Raw genomic sequence first — 18,426 nt, 5'->3', positions numbered from 1 at the left:
GGCGTTATCAGAAGTCCAGGTTGGACACTGCCAAGGCATTGCTCTCGATGAAGTCACGACGTGGCTCGACCGCATCACCCATCAGGGTGTTGAAGATCTGGTCCGCGCCAATGGCGTCTTCGATGGTCACACGCAGCATGCGACGCTGGGCTGGGTCCATGGTGGTTTCCCACAGCTGATCCGGGTTCATTTCGCCCAGACCTTTGTATCGCTGGATGGTGTGACGCTTAGTGCTTTCTGCCATCAACCAGTCCAGGGCTTCCTTGAACTCTTTGACCTGTTTCTTGCGTTCGCCACGCTGAATATAAGCGCCGTCGTCCAACAGCGTGCTCAACTGCGCGCCGAGGGTAACCACAGTCTTGTAGTCATTGCTGCCGAAGAAATCGCGGTTGAAGGTGACGTAGTTCGACAGGCCGTGGGAGATCAGTTCGACCTCTGGCAGCCAGACATTACGTTCACGGTCTTCACGCAGGCTGGCTTTGTACACCAGGCCCGACTTCTCGACGGTGCGCAGGCGCACTTCGTACTGGGCCAGCCAATCCTGCATGGCTGCGTGATCGCCCAGCTGTTCCAGGCTCACGGCCGGCAGGTAGATGAAGTGCTCGGTCAGCTCCTGAGGGTACAGGCGCGACAAACGCTTGAGGGTCTTCATCACCATGCGGAAGTCGTTTACCAGGCGCTCCAGCGCCCCACCGGAGATGCCCGGGGCTTCGTCGTTCAAGTGCAGGCTGGCGTCTTCCAGGGCCGACTGCGTCATGTACTCTTCCATGGCGTCGTCGTCTTTGATGTATTGCTCTTGCTTGCCCTTTTTCACTTTGTACAACGGCGGCTGAGCGATGTAGATATAGCCACGCTCGATCAGCTCCGGCAACTGACGGAAGAAGAAGGTCAGCAGCAGGGTGCGGATGTGCGAGCCGTCGACGTCAGCATCGGTCATGATGATGATGTTGTGGTAGCGCAGCTTGTCGATGTTGTACTCGTCGCGACCAATGCCACAGCCCAGGGCAGTGATCAAGGTGCCGACTTCCTGAGAGGAAATCATCTTGTCGAAACGGGCTTTCTCAACGTTGAGGATCTTACCCTTCAACGGCAGGATGGCCTGGGTGCGACGGTTGCGACCCTGCTTGGCGGAACCGCCAGCAGAGTCACCTTCCACCAGGTACAGTTCGGAAAGGGCAGGGTCCTTCTCCTGGCAGTCCGCCAGTTTGCCCGGCAGGCCAGCGATATCCAGTGCACCTTTACGGCGGGTCATTTCACGGGCTTTACGCGCCGCTTCACGAGCCCGTGCCGCGTCGATCATCTTGCCGACGACCAGCTTGGCTTCGTTGGGGTTTTCCAGCAGGAAGTCGGAGAAGTATTTGCCCATTTCCTGTTCGACGGCGGTCTTCACTTCAGAAGAAACCAGCTTGTCTTTGGTCTGGGAGCTGAACTTCGGATCCGGAACCTTGACCGAAATAATCGCGGTCAGGCCTTCACGGGCATCGTCACCGGTGGTGGCGACTTTGTGCTTCTTCGCCAAGCCTTCAGCTTCGATGTAGGTGTTCAGGTTACGCGTCAGTGCGGAACGGAAACCCACCAGGTGAGTACCGCCATCGCGCTGAGGAATGTTGTTGGTGAAGCACAACAGGTTCTCGTTGAAGCTGTCGTTCCACTGCAGGGCGATTTCCACGCCGATGCCGTCTTCACGCTGGATGTTGAAGTGGAACACCTGGTTGACCGCAGTCTTGTTGGTGTTCAGGTATTCAACGAACGCACGCAGGCCACCTTCGTACTTGAACAGCTCTTCCTTGCCGCTGCGCTCATCCTTGAGGACGATACCCACACCGGAGTTGAGGAAGGACAGTTCACGAATCCGCTTGGCCAGGATGTCCCAACTGAAGTGGATATTTTTGAACGTGTCAGCCGAGGGCTTGAAGTGAATCTGGGTACCGGTGGTTTCGCTATCACCGACGATTGCCATCGGTGCCTGAGGCACGCCATGCACGTAGGTCTGTTCCCAGATCTTGCCGCTGCGGCGAACGGTGAGGATCAGTTCTTCCGACAGGGCGTTTACCACCGACACACCTACACCGTGCAAACCGCCGGAGACTTTATAGGAGTTGTCGTCAAACTTACCGCCGGCGTGCAGCACGGTCATGATGACCTCTGCTGCCGATACGCCTTCTTCTTTATGCACATCTACCGGAATGCCGCGACCGTTGTCGCGTACGGTGATGGATTCATCCGGATGGATGATGATACTGATGTCGTCGCAATGACCGGCGAGCGCTTCGTCGATGGAGTTGTCGACCACTTCGAACACCATGTGGTGCAGACCGCTACCATCATCGGTGTCGCCAATGTACATACCGGGACGTTTGCGTACGGCATCCAAACCTTTCAGCACTTTAATGCTGGTCGAGTCGTACGTGTTTTCTTCGCTCATGCCTTCACTCCCGATGGTCGTGGGTCTGGGTGATACGGCCTTGTTCCACGTGGAACAAAGCGACTGGCGTTTCCGTCTGCCAGCCTTCCCTCAATAATTCGTGGTCTACACAGGTAATAAATACCTGGCAGCGTAAGTCTTCCAACAAGCGGCATAGCGCGCGGCGGTGTTGCTCATCCAATTCGGACGGCAAGTCATCCACCAGATAAATACACTGACCGCGCCGGGCCTGGCTAACCAAGTGCCCCTGAGCGATACGCAGCGCGCACACCACCAACTTCTGCTGGCCACGGGACAAGATATCCGCGGCATTATGTGCGCCTAACCTAAGGCGCAAATCAGCCCGTTGTGGTCCTGCCTGGGTGTGGCCAATTTGCTGATCCCGTTGCAAAGAGGTGGCGAGTACTGCACTCAAGTCACGCTCTTTGTCCCAACCACGGTAGTAACTCAGCGTCAGGCCCTCGAGTTCCAACAACTCACTCAAGGTCTGTTCAAAGACTGGTTTCAAGGCTTTGATATAAGTGCGGCGGTATTCATCTATTTCGTCGCTGGCCAGGCACAGTTCACGGTCCCAGGCCGCTTGCGAAGCGGCGTCAAGTGTACCATGCCGCAGCCATGAGTTCCGCTGCCGCAGGGCCTTCTGCAGGCGCTGCCACGTGGCCATGAACCGCGGTTCCACGTGGAACACTCCCCAATCGAGGAACTGCCGGCGGATTTTTGGTGCACCTTCCAACAAGCGGAAGCTGTCAGGGTTGATCAATTGCAGGGGCAAAATTTCCGCCAGTTGTGCGGCACTGCGCGCATTCTGCCCATCTATACGGATCTGGAACTCCCCTTGACGATCACGGGATATCCCCAGGCTACTATGCCCGCCTTGCGCCAGTTCAACCTGGCCAAACACGGTGCACGCCAATTGTTCGTACTGAATCACGGGTAACAGGCGGGCACTGCGAAAGGAACGAGCCAGACCCAGTAAGTGAATGGCTTCCAGCACGCTGGTTTTGCCACTGCCGTTGGCGCCATGGAGGATATTGATGCGGGGGGAGGGGGAGAAGGTCACCGGGTGCAGATTGCGCACCGCGGTGACCGAGACGCGACTGAGGGACATCTAGCTTCTGCTGAGCATGATTACAGGCGCATCGGCATAACAACGTAAGCCGAGTCGTCGTTATCGGATTCTTGCACCAGGGCGCTGCTGTTAGAGTCCGACAGGATCAGACGCACCTGCTCGGTGGTCATCACACCCAGCACGTCCAGCAGGTAGCTCACGTTGAAGCCAATTTCCAGGGAACCGCCGTTGTAGTCGACGCCCACTTCTTCTTCCGCTTCTTCCTGCTCCGGGTTGTTGGCCTGGATTTTCAGCTGGCCGTTGGCCAATTGCAGGCGAATACCCCGGTACTTCTCGTTGGAAAGAATCGCTGTACGGCTGAACGCTTCACGCAGCGCCTGGCGATCACCGATCACCAGCTTGTCGCCACCCTTGGGCAACACGCGCTCGTAGTCCGGGAACTTGCCGTCTACCAGTTTGGAGGTGAAGGTGAACTCTCCCGTGGTGGCACGGATATGGTGCTGGCCCAGGACGATGCTGACGTTACCGTCCGGCTCGGTGAGCAGGCGCGCCAGTTCGAGGATACCTTTGCGCGGCACAATCACCTGGTGGCGGTCCGGCTGGCCGATATCGGCCTTCATCGAACACATTGCCAGGCGGTGACCGTCGGTGGCCACAGCACGGATGATGCCTTCGGAGACTTCCAGCAGCATGCCGTTGAGGTAGTAACGCACGTCCTGCTGGGCCATGGCGAAGCTGGTGCGCTCGATCAAACGGCGCAGGCGGCTTTGCTCCAGGCTGCAGGTCAGCGAACCTGGACCTTCTTCCACCGTCGGGAAGTCATTGGCCGGCAAGGTCGACAGGGTGAAACGACTGCGGCCGGCCTTGACCACCAACTTCTGCTCATCGACCTTGATGTCGATCAGCGCGTCGTTGGGCAGGCTTTTGCAGATATCCATCAGCTTGCGCGCAGGCACGGTGATCTCACCGGGCTCGGCGGGTTCTTCCAGCTGTACACGACCAACCAGTTCGACTTCCAGGTCGGTACCGGTCAACGACAGCTGCTGGCCTTCGACAACCAACAATACGTTGGAAAGTACCGGCAAGGTCTGTCGGCGCTCGACGACGCCTGCGACCAGTTGCAGGGGTTTCAACAGGGCTTCGCGTTGAATGGTGAAATGCATGGTCTAGTCCCTTGCCTTAATAAGCTGCGCTGGTGTTCATCACGTTGTCAGTGTACGCAGCAGGTTCTTGTAGTCCTCGCGAATATCCGCGTCGGATTCCTTAAGTTCGTTGATCTTGCGGCACGCGTGCAAGACCGTGGTGTGGTCGCGACCACCAAACACATCGCCAATTTCCGGCAGGCTGTGGTTGGTCAGCTCCTTGGAGAGCGCCATGGCCACCTGACGGGGACGCGCTACCGAGCGCGAGCGGCGCTTGGACAGCAGGTCGGAAATCTTGATCTTGTAGTACTCGGCCACCGTGCGTTGAATGTTATCCACACTGACCAGCTTGTCTTGTAGCGCCAACAAGTCTTTCAGGGATTCGCGAATCAACTCAATGGTGATGTCGCGACCCATGAAGTGCGAGTGAGCGATGACCCGCTTGAGCGCGCCTTCGAGCTCACGCACGTTGGAGCGAATGCGCTGGGCAATGAAGAACGCCGCGTCGTGAGGCAGATCGACTTTCGCCTGATCGGCCTTCTTCATCAGGATCGCGACCCGGGTTTCCAGTTCCGGCGGCTCTACCGCAACAGTCAGGCCCCAGCCGAAGCGCGATTTGAGGCGCTCTTCCAGACCTTCGATTTCCTTCGGGTACCGGTCACTGGTGAGGATGACCTGCTGGCCACCTTCAAGCAGGGCGTTGAACGTGTGGAAAAACTCTTCCTGGGAACGTTCCTTGCGCGCGAAGAATTGAATGTCATCAATCAGCAGTGCGTCGACGGAGCGGTAGAAGCGTTTGAATTCGTTGATTGCATTGAGTTGCAACGCCTTGACCATGTCGGCCACGAAGCGCTCCGAGTGCAGGTACACGACCTTGGCATTCGGGTTCTTCTTTAATAGGTGGTTACCCACAGCGTGCATCAAGTGCGTCTTACCCAAGCCAACGCCGCCATAAAGGAAGAGCGGGTTGTAACCGTGCTTGGGATTGTCGGCCACCTGCCAGGCCGCAGCGCGGGCCAGCTGGTTGGATTTACCTTCGACGAAGTTTTCAAAGGTAAAGGTGCGGTTCAGGTAGCTGGTGTGCTTGAGCGCGCCTTCGACCTGGACCGTACGCTGTTCGGCGCGTACCGGCGCCTGCTGCGAGCTGGCTCCCGCCATCGGGTCAAAGCTGTCGCGGGACGGCTCTTCACTCACTGGCGCATTTTTTTGCGCCACCGATTTGCTCGGGGCGGGCGCAGCGGGGGCGGGGGCGTGGTTAACCGGCACCGCAGCGGCCTGGGCGTGCGATGCAGCGGCGGCCAGCGGCGCATTAGGCGCGGCGCGAGGGGCGGAGCTGCGTTTGCTGCCTATTAATAAGGAGAGTGCTGGAGCCATCCCGTTGCCATGTTCGTCGAACAATTCGAGAACGCGGCTCAGGTACTTCTCGTTGACCCAGTCGAGAACAAAACGATTGGGTGCGTAGACACGCAACTCGTCGCCTTCGGCTTCGACCTGTAGTGGACGGATCCAGGTGTTGAATTGCTGGGCAGGCAGCTCATCGCGCAAAAGCTCCACGCACTGCTGCCAAAGTTCCACTGACACGGATATCCCCTAAGTTGAAAGCCGGTGAGGCAAAAACAGCCGCCATTGTAGCGGCGAGCGGTCCACTTATCCACATGTAGCTTGCTCAGAGGCCGCCAAGAATCAATGCCTTAAGCGTAAAAAAGGCGACAAATGGTCTGTGCATAAGCTCTGTGGATAAGCGCCCCTAAGCTCGTTGTACAAGTGGGGGCGAAAGTCTGTGGGTAACTGGCCTGTGGATAACTGTCCATTCCACACACAGCTTATCCGATAGTGCAGCACAGGCAGAGCACCGTTTCTCCCCCGTGTTGTCATTCTCTGTACAGCACGTGGAATATGGCCTCAAGGCAGTTATCCACAGAAGATCGCGTCCCTAGCTTTTATAAGCTTTACAGAAAAGCTTTAAATAACTTCCTTCTTTATTTTTATATCTATGGCATTGCTCGTCAAAGTCGAACCGCCCGGAATCGGTCTCGATGCCCTCAGATATCTAATTGAAGGAATAGCTGGTTGGAAATTGACCTAGAGGCTTGCTTTCTCTAGAATCCCCGGTCTCTTAAAACGGGGGCCATTCCGGCCCGTTGTGGACGAACCAGGTAACACGCCATGAAACGTACTTTCCAACCAAGCACCATCAAACGCGCCCGTACCCACGGTTTCCGTGCTCGCATGGCTACCAAGAACGGCCGTGCTGTCCTGTCGCGTCGCCGCGCCAAAGGTCGTGCGCGTCTGGCAGTTTGATAATCCGGTACTGGTGGTGAGTCAGGACTTCAGTCGGGAAAAGCGTCTGCTAACCCCCCGGCACTTCAAGGCAGTCTTTGACTCCCCCACCGGCAAGGTTCCGGGGAAAAATCTCCTGCTCCTTGCGCGTAACAACGATCTGGATCACCCCCGTCTCGGGTTGGTGATCGGCAAGAAGAGCGTAAAGCTCTCCGTTGAGCGCAATCGCCTCAAGCGTCTGATGCGCGAATCGTTTCGCCTCCACCAGGACACTCTGGTTGGTTGGGATATTGTTATCGTCGCGCGCAAAGGCTTGGGGGACGTAGAAAACCCCGAATTGATTCAGCATTTCGGCAAGCTCTGGAAACGTTTGGCTCGCACCAGCAAGCCGACTCCAGCAGTCAGCCCCGAAACTGTAGGGGTAGACAGCACTGATGCGTAAACTGGCCCTCGTTCCGATCCAGTTTTACCGCTATGCCATTAGTCCGCTGATGGCCAGCCACTGTCGTTTCTACCCCAGTTGTTCCTGCTACGCGTATGAAGCCATAGAAAATCATGGCCTTCTGCGCGGTGGCTGGCTGACCTTTCGTCGTTTAGGTCGCTGTCATCCGTGGAATCCCGGTGGTTATGACCCGGTTCCGCCTATCCCTACCTCCCGTTCTTCTTCGATGGCCGAGTAATCATGGATATTAAACGCACGATCCTGATCGTCGCCCTGGCAATCGTGTCCTACGTTATGGTTCTGAAATGGAACCAGGACTATGGCCAGGCTGCCCTGCCGACTCAGAATGTTGCTACCAATCAGTCTGCTCCTGCTATTGCAGATGCACCGTTGGGTAACAATGCTTCCGCCAGTGCCGATGTACCCAGCGCGAATGCCGATACCAGCACCCCTGTAGATAACGCGGTCATCACCAATAAAGACCTCATCCACGTCAAAACGGATGTACTGGACCTGGCGATCGATCCACAGGGCGGCGATATCGCCCAGCTGAAATTGCCACTGTACCCACGTCGCCAAGACCATCCGGATGTTCCTTTCCAGTTGTTCGACAATGGTGGCGAGCGTGTTTATCTGGCACAAAGCGGCCTGACTGGCACTGATGGTCCTGATGCTCGTGCTACCGGTCGTCCGGTTTATTCGACCGAACAGAAGACTTATCAACTGGCTGATGGCCAAAACCAGTTGAACGTCGACCTGAAATTCAGTCACGACGGCGTCAATTACATCAAGCGCTTCAGCTTCACGCGCGGTTTGTACGATCTGAAAGTCACTTACCTGATCGACAACACCAGCGAAAAGGCCTGGACAGGCAACCTGTTTGCCCAGCTCAAGCGTGATGGCAGCTCCGATCCGTCTTCCAGCACTGCCACCGGCACCGCGACTTACCTGGGCGCCGCCCTGTGGACAAGTAACGAGCCGTACAAAAAAGTGTCGATGAAAGACATCGACAAGGGCGCGCTGAAAGAAACAGTACAAGGTGGTTGGGTAGCCTGGCTGCAACACTACTTTGTAACCGCGTGGATCCCGAACAGGGGCGAAGCCAACCTGGTCCAGACCCGCAAGGACAACCAGGGTAACTACATCATTGGTTTCACTGGCCCGGCGTTGACCGTTGCACCAGGTGCCAAAGCTGAAACCAGCGCCACCTTGTATGCCGGCCCGAAAAGCCAGGCTGTCCTCAAGGAGTTATCCCCAGGTCTGGAACTGACTGTGGATTACGGCATCCTGTGGTTCATTGCCCAGCCAATCTTCTGGTTGCTGCAACATATCCACAGCATCGTCGGTAACTGGGGCTGGTCGATCATCTTCCTGACCATGCTGATCAAGGGGATTTTCTTCCCGCTGTCGGCCGCCAGCTACAAATCGATGGCCCGTATGCGCGCCGTTGCACCGAAACTGGCTGCGTTGAAAGAGCAACATGGCGATGACCGGCAGAAAATGTCGCAAGCCATGATGGAGCTGTACAAGAAAGAGAAGATCAACCCGCTGGGTGGATGCTTGCCGATTCTGGTGCAGATGCCGGTGTTCCTGTCGCTGTACTGGGTACTCCTGGAAAGCGTGGAAATGCGCCAGGCGCCGTTCATGCTGTGGATAACTGACTTGTCGATCAAAGACCCGTTCTTTATCCTGCCGATCATCATGGGCGCCACCATGTTCATCCAGCAGCGTCTGAACCCAACACCTCCGGATCCGATGCAGGCCAAGGTGATGAAAATGATGCCAATCATCTTCACCTTCTTCTTCCTGTGGTTCCCGGCTGGTCTGGTTCTGTACTGGGTGGTCAACAACGTGTTGTCGATCTCTCAACAGTGGTACATCACACGTAAGATCGAAGCGGCTGCCAAAAAAGCCGAGGCGTAACTTACTCTGTGGATAACCACTCAAGACGCCCCCTCGTGGGGCGTTTTGCATTCTGTCACTTTTGTCTGGGAAACCGCTGATGAGCGCTCCTCGTGAAACCATCGCTGCCGTCGCCACCGCTCAGGGCCGGGGCGGTGTCGGTATCGTTCGAATTTCCGGACCGCTTGCCGGCATTGCCGCTAAAGCGATCAGTGGCCGTGAGCTCAAACCCCGGTATGCGCATTACGGGCCTTTCTTCGGCGAGGATCTTGAGGTACTGGATGAGGGCCTGGCCCTGTATTTCCCGGGCCCAAACTCGTTCACCGGTGAAGATGTGCTGGAACTGCAGGGACATGGCGGGCCTATCGTCCTCGACATGCTGCTACAGCGTTGCCTGCAGTTGGGCTGCCGTCTTGCACGGCCTGGTGAATTCAGCGAGCGCGCGTTTCTCAATGACAAGCTCGACCTGGCCCAGGCTGAGGCGATTGCCGATTTGATCGAGGCCAGTTCTGCACAGGCTGCGCGCAATGCCCTGCGCTCATTGCAGGGGGCGTTTTCCCTGCGTGTGCATAACCTCACCGAGCAATTGATCAGTTTGCGCATCTATGTCGAGGCGGCGATTGATTTTCCGGAAGAAGAAATCGATTTTCTTGCCGATGGCCATGTCCTGGCCATGCTGGACAAAGTGCGGGACGAGTTATCCACAGTTTTGAAGGAGGCCGGGCAGGGCGCACTGCTGCGCGACGGCATGACCGTGGTGATTGCCGGCCGGCCCAACGCTGGCAAGTCCAGCCTGCTCAATGCCCTGGCAGGGCGTGAGGCGGCGATTGTTACCGAGATTGCAGGTACTACCCGGGATATCCTGCGCGAACATATCCACATTGATGGTATGCCACTGCACGTGGTCGATACCGCCGGTTTGCGTGATACCGATGACCAGGTGGAAAAAATCGGTGTGGAACGGGCGCTAAAGGCTATCGGTGAAGCTGATCGGGTGCTGCTGGTGGTGGATGCCACCGCGCCGGAGGCCGTCGATCCTTTTGCCCTGTGGCCAGAATTCCTTGAACAGCGGCCTGATCCGGCCAAAGTCACGCTGATTCGCAACAAGGCGGACCTCACGGGTGAGGCGATTGCCCTGGAGGTCAGCGAAGATGGCCATGTCACCATCAGCCTCAGCGCCAAGTCTGCCGGTGATGGCCTGGAGCTGCTGCGCGACCACCTCAAGGCCTGCATGGGCTACGAACAGACCTCGGAAAGCAGCTTCAGTGCTCGCCGCAGGCATCTGGAAGCCCTGCGCCATGCCAGTGCCGCCCTTGAGCACGGCCGTGCGCAGTTGACCCTGGCAGGGGCAGGAGAGCTTCTGGCCGAGGATTTGCGTCAGGCACAGCAGCTTCTGGGGGAGATTACCGGGGCATTCAGTTCCGATGACCTGCTCGGCAGGATCTTTTCCAGTTTCTGCATCGGTAAATAGCCCTTCGTTGTTCACAGACAGGCCATTCGTGCCTGTCTGTTTTGTCCGTTTCAGGACACTCCCGCGTATTTTCTGACAATAACCTCGCCCCGAGGTGGCCTTGCCGTGGGCGAAATTTACCGCGGCTGAGGCTTTTCTGTGGATTAAGCCCTGTGAATAACCGCCCCTGTGCCCAGTTGATAACAGGGCTCGAAACCTGAGTAAAAACCCCTCTGTGGATAACCACCTGTTTAATCCACAGGCTTAAAGCACTTATCCAAGGGCCTCCTTGCCACCTAACCACAGACTTTTGAATCTCTGTACACATCGTAAATAAAGGGCTGTAGCAATCTATCCACAGAAAGTAGGCTCAGTAGAAATAAACATAAAAACAAAGATTTAATAAATTTCTCTCTTTTAATTTCTATTGTCTGTGATTCATCCACAGCTGGTTAAATTTTGTGCAAAGGGTTCTTTAGGAAGGGCTAAGTCCCTATACTTGCCGCCAAAGCTCTAAAACCAGCTCAACTAATCAATTCCTAATTACCTACATAAGCAGGCACGAGGTGCGTGGTGGATTTCCCTTCCCGTTTTGAAGTGATCGTCATCGGCGGCGGTCATGCCGGTACCGAGGCAGCACTGGCGTCAGCCCGCATGGGGGTCAAAACCCTATTGCTGACGCACAACGTGGAAACCCTCGGTGCCATGAGTTGCAACCCCGCCATTGGTGGGATCGGCAAGAGCCACCTGGTCAAGGAAATCGACGCCCTTGGCGGTGTGATGGCCATGGCTACCGACAAAGGTGGTATTCAATTTCGCGTGCTCAACAGCCGCAAAGGCCCGGCCGTGCGTGCTACTCGGGCACAAGCCGACCGCATTTTGTACAAGGCTGCGGTACGCGAAACCCTGGAAAACCAACCCAACCTGTGGATATTTCAACAGGCAGCGGATGATCTGATCGTCGAGCAGGACCAGGTGCGCGGTGTTGTCACCCAGATGGGTCTGCGTTTCTTCGCAGAATCCGTGGTGCTGACCACGGGGACCTTCCTCGGTGGACTTATCCACATCGGAATGCAGAACTATTCCGGTGGTCGCGCCGGTGATCCGCCGTCGATTGCCCTCGCTCATCGCCTTCGCGAACTGCCACTGCGTGTCGGTCGCCTGAAAACCGGGACCCCGCCGCGTATCGACGGGCGTTCTGTGGATTTCTCGGTGATGACCGAACAGGCCGGGGATACGCCTATCCCGGTAATGTCATTCATGGGTTCCAAGGAGCAGCACCCCAAACAGGTGAGCTGCTGGATTACCCACACCAATGCGCGTACCCACGAAATCATCGCCGCCAACCTCGATCGTTCGCCGATGTATTCCGGGGTGATCGAAGGTATTGGCCCGCGTTACTGCCCGTCGATCGAAGACAAGATCCACCGCTTTGCCGACAAGGAAAGCCACCAGGTCTTCATCGAGCCGGAAGGTTTGACGACCCACGAGCTGTACCCGAACGGGATTTCCACTTCCCTGCCGTTCGACGTGCAAATTCAGATCGTGCAGTCGATTCGCGGCATGGAAAACGCTCATATCGTGCGTCCGGGCTACGCCATCGAGTACGACTACTTTGATCCACGGGACTTGAAATACAGCCTGGAAACCAAGGTGATCGGCGGCCTGTTCTTCGCCGGGCAAATCAACGGCACCACCGGTTACGAAGAAGCCGGCGCCCAGGGTTTGCTGGCCGGGACCAACGCCGCATTGCGCGCCCAGGGCAAAGACAGCTGGTGCCCGCGTCGCGATGAAGCGTACATCGGGGTGTTGGTCGACGACCTGATTACCCTGGGTACCCAGGAACCGTACCGGATGTTCACCTCCCGGGCCGAATATCGCCTGATCCTGCGCGAAGACAACGCCGACCTGCGCCTGACCGAAAAAGGTCGTGAGCTGGGCCTGGTCGATGACGCGCGCTGGGAAGCGTTCTGCAAAAAACGCGAAAGCATCGAACTGGAAGAGCAGCGCCTGAAAAGTACCTGGGTCCGCCCGGGCACGGAGCAGGGCGATGCCATTGCCGAAAAATTCGGCACGCCACTGACCCACGAGTACAACCTGCTGAACCTGCTGTCCCGTCCGGAAATCGACTACGCTGGTCTGGTCGAAGTGACGGGCGGCGGGGCAGAAGATCCACAGGTGGCCGAGCAGGTCGAAATCAAGACCAAATATGCCGGTTACATTGACCGCCAGCAGGACGAGATCGCTCGGCTGCGCGCCAGTGAAGACACCAAGCTGCCTGTGGATATCGACTACACCGGTATTTCCGGGCTGTCGAAAGAGATTCAAAGCAAGCTGGGGATAACTCGCCCCGAGACCCTGGGCCAGGCCTCCCGTATCCCGGGAGTCACCCCGGCAGCCATTTCGCTGTTGATGATTCATTTGAAAAAACGCGGCGCGGGCCGTCAGTTGGAGCAAAGCGCTTGAGTTCGTTGGTCACCTCGCAACACGCCGAAGAGTTATCCACAGGTGCACGCCAGTTGGGTGTGCACTTGACCGAAACCCAGCACGAATTGCTGTTGGGCTACCTGGCCCTGTTGATCAAGTGGAACAAGGCCTACAACCTCACTGCGGTGCGCGATCCCGATGAAATGGTTTCGCGGCATCTGCTCGACAGCTTGAGCGTGATGCCATTTATCGAAAACGGCCGCTGGCTGGACGTCGGCAGTGGTGGTGGCATGCCAGGCATCCCGTTGGCGATCCTGTTTCCCGAGTCGCAAGTGACCTGCCTGGACAGCAACGGCAAGAAAACCCGTTTCCTGACCCAGGTCAAACTCGAACTCAAGCTGGACAACCTGCAAGTTATCCACAGCCGGGTCGAAGCCTTCACGCCTGAACTGCCCTTCAACGGAATTGTTTCCAGGGCCTTCAGCAGCATGGAGAACTTCAGCAACTGGACCCGCCACTTGGGCGACCTGAACACCCGTTGGCTGGCAATGAAGGGCGTTCATCCAAGCGACGAGCTGTTAGCATTGCCGGCAGACTTCCACCTCGATAGCGAACACGCCTTGGCCGTACCCGGTTGCCAAGGCCAACGCCATCTGCTGATACTGCGCCGCACGGCATGATTGGGAACACAAGCAAGAATGGCTAAGGTATTCGCGATAGCGAACCAGAAAGGTGGCGTGGGTAAAACCACCACCTGCATCAACCTCGCAGCATCCCTGGTCGCTACCAAGCGTCGGGTGCTGTTGATCGACCTCGATCCACAGGGCAACGCCACCATGGGTAGCGGTGTGGATAAACACGGCCTGGAAAACTCGGTCTACGACTTGCTGATAGGCGAGTGCGACCTGGCCCAGGCCATGCACTATTCCGAGCACGGCGGTTATCAACTGCTGCCAGCCAACCGCGATTTGACCGCGGCGGAAGTGGTGCTGCTGGAAATGCAGATGAAAGAAAGCCGTCTGCGCAGCGCCCTGGCGCCGATCCGCGAGAATTACGATTACATTTTGATCGACTGCCCGCCGTCGCTGTCGATGCTGACGCTCAACGCACTGGTTGCCGCCGATGGGGTGATCATCCCCATGCAGTGCGAGTACTTCGCCCTCGAAGGCTTGAGCGACCTTGTGGATAACATCAAGCGTATCGCTGAGTTGCTCAACCCGAACCTGAAGGTCGAAGGCCTGCTGCGGACCATGTATGACCCGCGCCTGAGCCTGATGAACGACGTGTCGGCGCAGCTCAAGGAACACTTTGGCGACCAGCTTTACGACACAGTGATCCCGCGTAACATCCGCCTGGCCGAAGCGCCAAGCTATGGCATGCCCGCGCTGGCGTACGACAAGTCATCGCGTGGTGCCATTGCCTACCTGGCGCTGGCCGGCGAGATGGTTCGTCGCCAACGTCGCAACTCACGCACCGCTGCAGCCCAGCCAACTTAAGGAATCCCCATGGCCGTCAAGAAACGAGGTCTCGGACGTGGACTGGATGCACTACTGAGTGGTCCGACTGTCACTTCGCTGGAAGAACAGGCGGTGCAGGCCGACTCCCGTGAGCTGCAGCACCTGCCCCTGGACCTGATCCAGCGTGGCAAGTACCAGCCGCGCCGAGACATGGACCCGCAGGCGCTGGAGGAGTTGGCGAACTCGATCAAGGCCCAGGGCGTGATGCAGCCGATTGTCGTACGCCCCATTGGCGGCGGTCGGTTTGAAATCATCGCCGGTGAACGCCGCTGGCGCGCCAGCCAGCAGGCCGGCCAGGAAACCATCCCGGCGATGGTGCGCGATGTGCCGGATGAAACGGCCATCGCCATGGCACTGATCGAGAATATCCAGCGTGAGGACCTCAATCCGATCGAGGAAGCCATTGCCCTGCAGCGTTTGCAGCAGGAATTCAAGCTGACCCAGCAGGAAGTGGCCGACGCGGTGGGTAAATCCCGTGTCACGGTTTCCAACCTGCTGCGCCTGATCGCGCTTCCGGAAGTGATCAAGACCATGCTGTCCCATGGCGACCTGGAAATGGGTCATGCCCGCGCTTTGCTCGGGTTGCCGGAAAATCAACAGGTTGAAGGGGCGCGACACGTTGTCGCACGAGGTCTCACCGTTCGTCAGACCGAGGCTCTGGTTCGGCAGTGGCTCAGTGGTAAACCTGCACCGGTCGAACCCACCAAAACTGATCCGGATATCGCGCGCCTGGAGCAGCGCCTGGCCGAGCGGCTGGGCTCTGCGGTGCAAATTCGCCACGGCAAGAAGGGTAAAGGGCAATTGGTTATCGGATATAACTCCCTTGATGAGCTTCAGGGCGTTCTTTCCCACATCCGCTGAAACATTTGCTTATGTAGCGCGCAGTCGGAAATCACTACCTGGCAGTTGAATAGGGGCAGAACCGCCCCTATACTCTGCGCGCATTTTGTCGGCACAAATTATGCCAAGTTATTGATTTCCGGCAGCCGACCATTGAGGAGCAAGAGTGATGGAAACCCGCACGCCAAACACGTTGCCGTTCCATCGCTTGGCCGTTTTTCCGGTTTTATTGGCCCAATTTGTCATTTTGCTGATCGCCGCATTGGCGCTTTGGTACTGGCATGGGGTCGTAGCCGGATATTCAGGACTCTGCGGAGGCCTGATAGCCTTGCTGCCCAATATGTATTTTGCTCACAGGGCCTTTCGGTTTTCCGGCGCCCGGGCAGCCCAGGCTATCGTCCGGTCCTTTTATGCCGGCGAGGCAGGGAAACTGATTTTGACGGCAGTGCTGTTTGCACTGACCTTTGCAGGTGTGAAGCCATTGGCGCCGCTAGCTGTATTCGGCGTCTTCGTGTTGACCCAACTGGTCAGCTGGTTCGCTCCCCTGCTGATGAAAACAAGACTTTCGAAACCTTAGGGCGTTTGAGGCAACCATGGCAGAAACAACCGCTTCGGGCTATATCCAGCACCACTTGCAGAACCTGACCTTCGGTCAGCTTCCCAACGGCGGCTGGGGCTTTGCCCACTCCGCAGCAGAGGCCAAAGAAATGGGCTTCTGGGCTTTCCACCTGGATACTCTGGGCTGGTCGGTCGCATTGGGTCTGATCTTCGTCCTGATTTTCCGCATGGCGGCAAAGAAGGCGACTTCCGGTCAGCCAGGTGCTTTGCAGAACTTCGTTGAAGTATTGGTCGAATTCGTCGATGGCAGCGTGAAAGACAGCTTCCATGGTCGTAGCCCGGTGATTGCACCGCTGGCACTGACCATCTTCGTCTGGGTGTTCCTGATGAACGCCGTCGACCTGATCCCGGTTGACTGGATTCCTCAGTTGGCCATCCTGATCTCCGGCGACCCGCACATCCCATTCCGCGCGGTATCGACCACTGACCCTAACGCTACCCTGGGCATGGCCCTGTCGGTATTCGCGTTGATCATTTTCTACAGCATCAAGATCAAGGGCATCGGCGGCTTCATCGGCGAACTGACCCTGCACCCGTTCGGCAGCAAGAACATCTTCGTTCAAGCCCTGCTGATCCCGGTGAACTTCCTGCTGGAATTTGTCACCCTGATCGCCAAGCCGATTTCCCTGGCTCTGCGACTGTTCGGCAACATGTATGCCGGCGAGCTGGTGTTCATCCTGATCGCTGTGATGTTCGGCAGCGGCCTGCTCTGGCTTAGCGGCCTGGGCATTGTTCTGCAGTGGGCGTGGGCTGTGTTCCACATCCTGATCATCACCCTGCAGGCGTTTATCTTCATGATGCTGACCATCGTCTACCTGTCGATGGCGCACGAAGAGAACCATTAAGACCAGTCTCGACTAGTCTGATGTCCTTCCCGGTGAAACGGGAAGGTGGCCCACCAGGGCTATGAAACGATTTGTTTTACCGCTTTAAAATCTAAAAAACCTAAACCATACGACGTAAAAGTCGGGAGGAAAGATGGAAACTGTAGTTGGTCTAACCGCTATCGCTGTTGCACTGTTGATCGGCCTGGGCGCCCTGGGTACTGCCATTGGTTTCGGCCTGTTGGGCGGCAAGTTCCTGGAAGGCGCCGCGCGTCAGCCAGAAATGGTTCCAATGCTGCAGGTTAAAATGTTCATCGTTGCCGGCCTGCTCGACGCCGTGACCATGATCGGTGTTGGTATCGCTCTGTTCTTCACCTTCGCGAACCCCTTCGTTGGTCAACTCGCCGGTTAATCACTCGTTTTTTCGAGTGATTGGTGTGTTGTGCAACGAACGAGCGAGGTATTGGCGTGAACATTAATGCAACCATTATTGGTCAGTCCTTAGCGTTCTTGATTTTTGTTGTTTTCTGCATGAAGTTCGTATGGCCTCCGGTCATCGCGGCTTTGCACGAACGTCAGAAGAAGATCGCGGATGGACTGGACGCTGCCGCACGAGCAGCTCGCGACCTGGAGTTGGCCCAAGATAAAGCGGGTCAGCAACTGCGCGAAGCGAAGGCTCAGGCAGCTGAAATCATTGAGCAAGCCAAGAAACGCGGTAACCAGATTGTTGAAGAGGCTGTTGAAAAAGCCCGTATCGACGCTGACCGTGTGAAGGTTCAGGCTCAGGCCGAGATCGAACAGGAATTGAACGGTGTCAAAGATGCGCTGCGTGCCCAACTGGGTGCTCTGGCCGTCGGCGGTGCTGAGAAGATCCTGGGTGCCACAATCGATCAAAACGCGCACGCGGAGCTGGTAAACAAACTGGCTGCTGAAATTTAAGCGAGGGCGATCATGGCAGAATTGACCACGTTGGCCCGACCTTACGCTAAGGCAGCCTTCGAGCACGCCCAGGCCCACCAGCAGCTGGCCTCTTGGTCAGCCATGCTCGGCCTGGCTGCAGCAGTGTCGCAAGACGACACCATGCAGCGCGTGCTCAAGGCCCCGCGACTGACGAGCGCAGACAAGGCCGCCACGTTTATTGACGTGTGCGGCGACAAGTTTGATGTGAAAGTGCAGAACTTCATCCACGTCGTTGCCGAAAACGACCGTCTCCCGCTTTTGCCGGAGATTGCCGCTCTGTTCGACCTGTACAAGGCCGAGCAAGAGAAGTCGGTAGACGTTGAAGTGACCAGTGCTTTTGCATTGAACCAAGAACAGCAAGACAAACTCGCCAAGGTTCTCAGTGCACGACTCGACCGGGAAGTGCGCCTGCAAGTTGCGGAAGACCCATCCCTTATTGGGGGTGTTGTCATCCGCGCCGGCGACCTGGTTATCGATGGCTCGATTCGCGGCAAACTCGCGAATCTTGCCGAAGCATTGAAATCTTGAGT

The 18,426-nt window shown here is 57.0% G+C and carries 18 protein-coding genes; 14 read left to right on the top strand and 4 right to left on the bottom strand.

The features are described from left to right. Positions 1-7: 7 nt before the first annotated feature. Genes gyrB through dnaA form a run of 4 tightly spaced genes read right to left on the bottom strand, consistent with a single transcriptional unit; the run spans position 8 to position 6,217 of the window. Complete coding sequence (gene gyrB, locus HBO24_RS18125) at positions 8-2,425, bottom strand: DNA topoisomerase (ATP-hydrolyzing) subunit B (protein ID WP_057957871.1); 2,418 nt, start codon at positions 2,423-2,425, stop codon at positions 8-10. Between the two features lie 4 nt (positions 2,426-2,429). After that, entirely contained in the window at positions 2,430-3,533 is a 1,104-nt protein-coding gene (gene recF / locus HBO24_RS18120; RefSeq protein WP_029290195.1) for a DNA replication/repair protein RecF, read from the bottom strand. Positions 3,534-3,553: 20 nt separating this feature from the next. Beyond that, positions 3,554-4,657 carry a DNA polymerase III subunit beta gene (gene dnaN / locus HBO24_RS18115; protein WP_057439291.1) on the bottom strand — a complete coding sequence of 368 codons (1,104 nt, stop codon included), beginning with the start codon at positions 4,655-4,657 and terminating at the stop codon, positions 3,554-3,556. A gap of 39 nt (positions 4,658-4,696) precedes the next feature. Then, positions 4,697-6,217: a chromosomal replication initiator protein DnaA gene (dnaA, locus tag HBO24_RS18110; protein ID WP_170060066.1), complete on the bottom strand. Its 1,521-nt coding sequence runs from the start codon at positions 6,215-6,217 to the stop codon at positions 4,697-4,699. Between the two features lie 585 nt (positions 6,218-6,802). Between dnaA and rpmH the strand changes: the two genes are divergently transcribed. From rpmH to HBO24_RS18040, 14 genes are all read left to right on the top strand, one after another. Beyond that, complete coding sequence (gene rpmH, locus HBO24_RS18105) at positions 6,803-6,937, top strand: 50S ribosomal protein L34 (protein ID WP_003213577.1); 135 nt, start codon at positions 6,803-6,805, stop codon at positions 6,935-6,937. A gap of 16 nt (positions 6,938-6,953) precedes the next feature. Continuing rightward, the gene (rnpA, locus tag HBO24_RS18100) at positions 6,954-7,358 is read left to right on the top strand and encodes a ribonuclease P protein component (RefSeq protein ID WP_029290189.1); all 405 of its coding nucleotides are present in this window, start codon (positions 6,954-6,956) and stop codon (positions 7,356-7,358) included. Continuing rightward, positions 7,351-7,596, top strand: coding sequence for a membrane protein insertion efficiency factor YidD (gene yidD, locus HBO24_RS18095; RefSeq protein WP_010465488.1), 246 nt, complete (start codon positions 7,351-7,353; stop codon positions 7,594-7,596). The genes rnpA and yidD overlap by 8 nt, the downstream gene beginning before the upstream one ends. A gap of 2 nt (positions 7,597-7,598) precedes the next feature. Beyond that, a complete protein-coding gene (gene yidC / locus HBO24_RS18090; protein WP_057439292.1) occupies positions 7,599-9,281 on the top strand; it encodes a membrane protein insertase YidC in 1,683 nt (560 codons plus the stop codon). 79 nt (positions 9,282-9,360) lie between these two features. Next, complete coding sequence (gene mnmE, locus HBO24_RS18085; protein WP_057439293.1) at positions 9,361-10,731, top strand: tRNA uridine-5-carboxymethylaminomethyl(34) synthesis GTPase MnmE; 1,371 nt, start codon at positions 9,361-9,363, stop codon at positions 10,729-10,731. Between the two features lie 552 nt (positions 10,732-11,283). Beyond that, positions 11,284-13,176: a tRNA uridine-5-carboxymethylaminomethyl(34) synthesis enzyme MnmG gene (gene mnmG, locus HBO24_RS18080; RefSeq protein WP_115129449.1), complete on the top strand. Its 1,893-nt coding sequence runs from the start codon at positions 11,284-11,286 to the stop codon at positions 13,174-13,176. Then, positions 13,173-13,817, top strand: a complete 645-nt coding sequence (rsmG, locus tag HBO24_RS18075) for a 16S rRNA (guanine(527)-N(7))-methyltransferase RsmG (RefSeq protein WP_057439294.1) — start codon at positions 13,173-13,175, stop codon at positions 13,815-13,817. Before mnmG ends, rsmG begins: the two co-directional genes overlap by 4 nt. Before the next feature lie 18 nt (positions 13,818-13,835). Beyond that, positions 13,836-14,633, top strand: coding sequence for a ParA family protein (locus HBO24_RS18070; protein WP_005792605.1), 798 nt, complete (start codon positions 13,836-13,838; stop codon positions 14,631-14,633). A 9-nt stretch (positions 14,634-14,642) separates the two neighbouring features. Then, the gene (locus HBO24_RS18065; RefSeq protein WP_057439295.1) at positions 14,643-15,515 is read left to right on the top strand and encodes a ParB/RepB/Spo0J family partition protein; all 873 of its coding nucleotides are present in this window, start codon (positions 14,643-14,645) and stop codon (positions 15,513-15,515) included. Between the two features lie 148 nt (positions 15,516-15,663). Further along, entirely contained in the window at positions 15,664-16,071 is a 408-nt protein-coding gene (locus HBO24_RS18060) for a F0F1 ATP synthase subunit I (protein WP_010565865.1), read from the top strand. A gap of 16 nt (positions 16,072-16,087) precedes the next feature. Further along, complete coding sequence (gene atpB, locus HBO24_RS18055; protein WP_049710820.1) at positions 16,088-16,957, top strand: F0F1 ATP synthase subunit A; 870 nt, start codon at positions 16,088-16,090, stop codon at positions 16,955-16,957. Positions 16,958-17,090: 133 nt separating this feature from the next. Continuing rightward, a complete protein-coding gene (gene atpE / locus HBO24_RS18050; protein ID WP_002555987.1) occupies positions 17,091-17,348 on the top strand; it encodes a F0F1 ATP synthase subunit C in 258 nt (85 codons plus the stop codon). A gap of 56 nt (positions 17,349-17,404) precedes the next feature. Further along, positions 17,405-17,875: a F0F1 ATP synthase subunit B gene (locus HBO24_RS18045; protein WP_008439543.1), complete on the top strand. Its 471-nt coding sequence runs from the start codon at positions 17,405-17,407 to the stop codon at positions 17,873-17,875. A 12-nt stretch (positions 17,876-17,887) separates the two neighbouring features. Next, positions 17,888-18,424 carry a F0F1 ATP synthase subunit delta gene (locus HBO24_RS18040; RefSeq protein WP_057439298.1) on the top strand — a complete coding sequence of 179 codons (537 nt, stop codon included), beginning with the start codon at positions 17,888-17,890 and terminating at the stop codon, positions 18,422-18,424. The last annotated feature ends 2 nt before the right edge of the window (positions 18,425-18,426 follow it).

It is taken from the genome of Pseudomonas sp. WS 5410 (genome assembly GCF_012985645.1).
Taxonomy (GTDB): domain Bacteria; phylum Pseudomonadota; class Gammaproteobacteria; order Pseudomonadales; family Pseudomonadaceae; genus Aquipseudomonas; species Aquipseudomonas shahriarae.
This window is presented reverse-complemented; position numbering and strand designations above follow the sequence as displayed.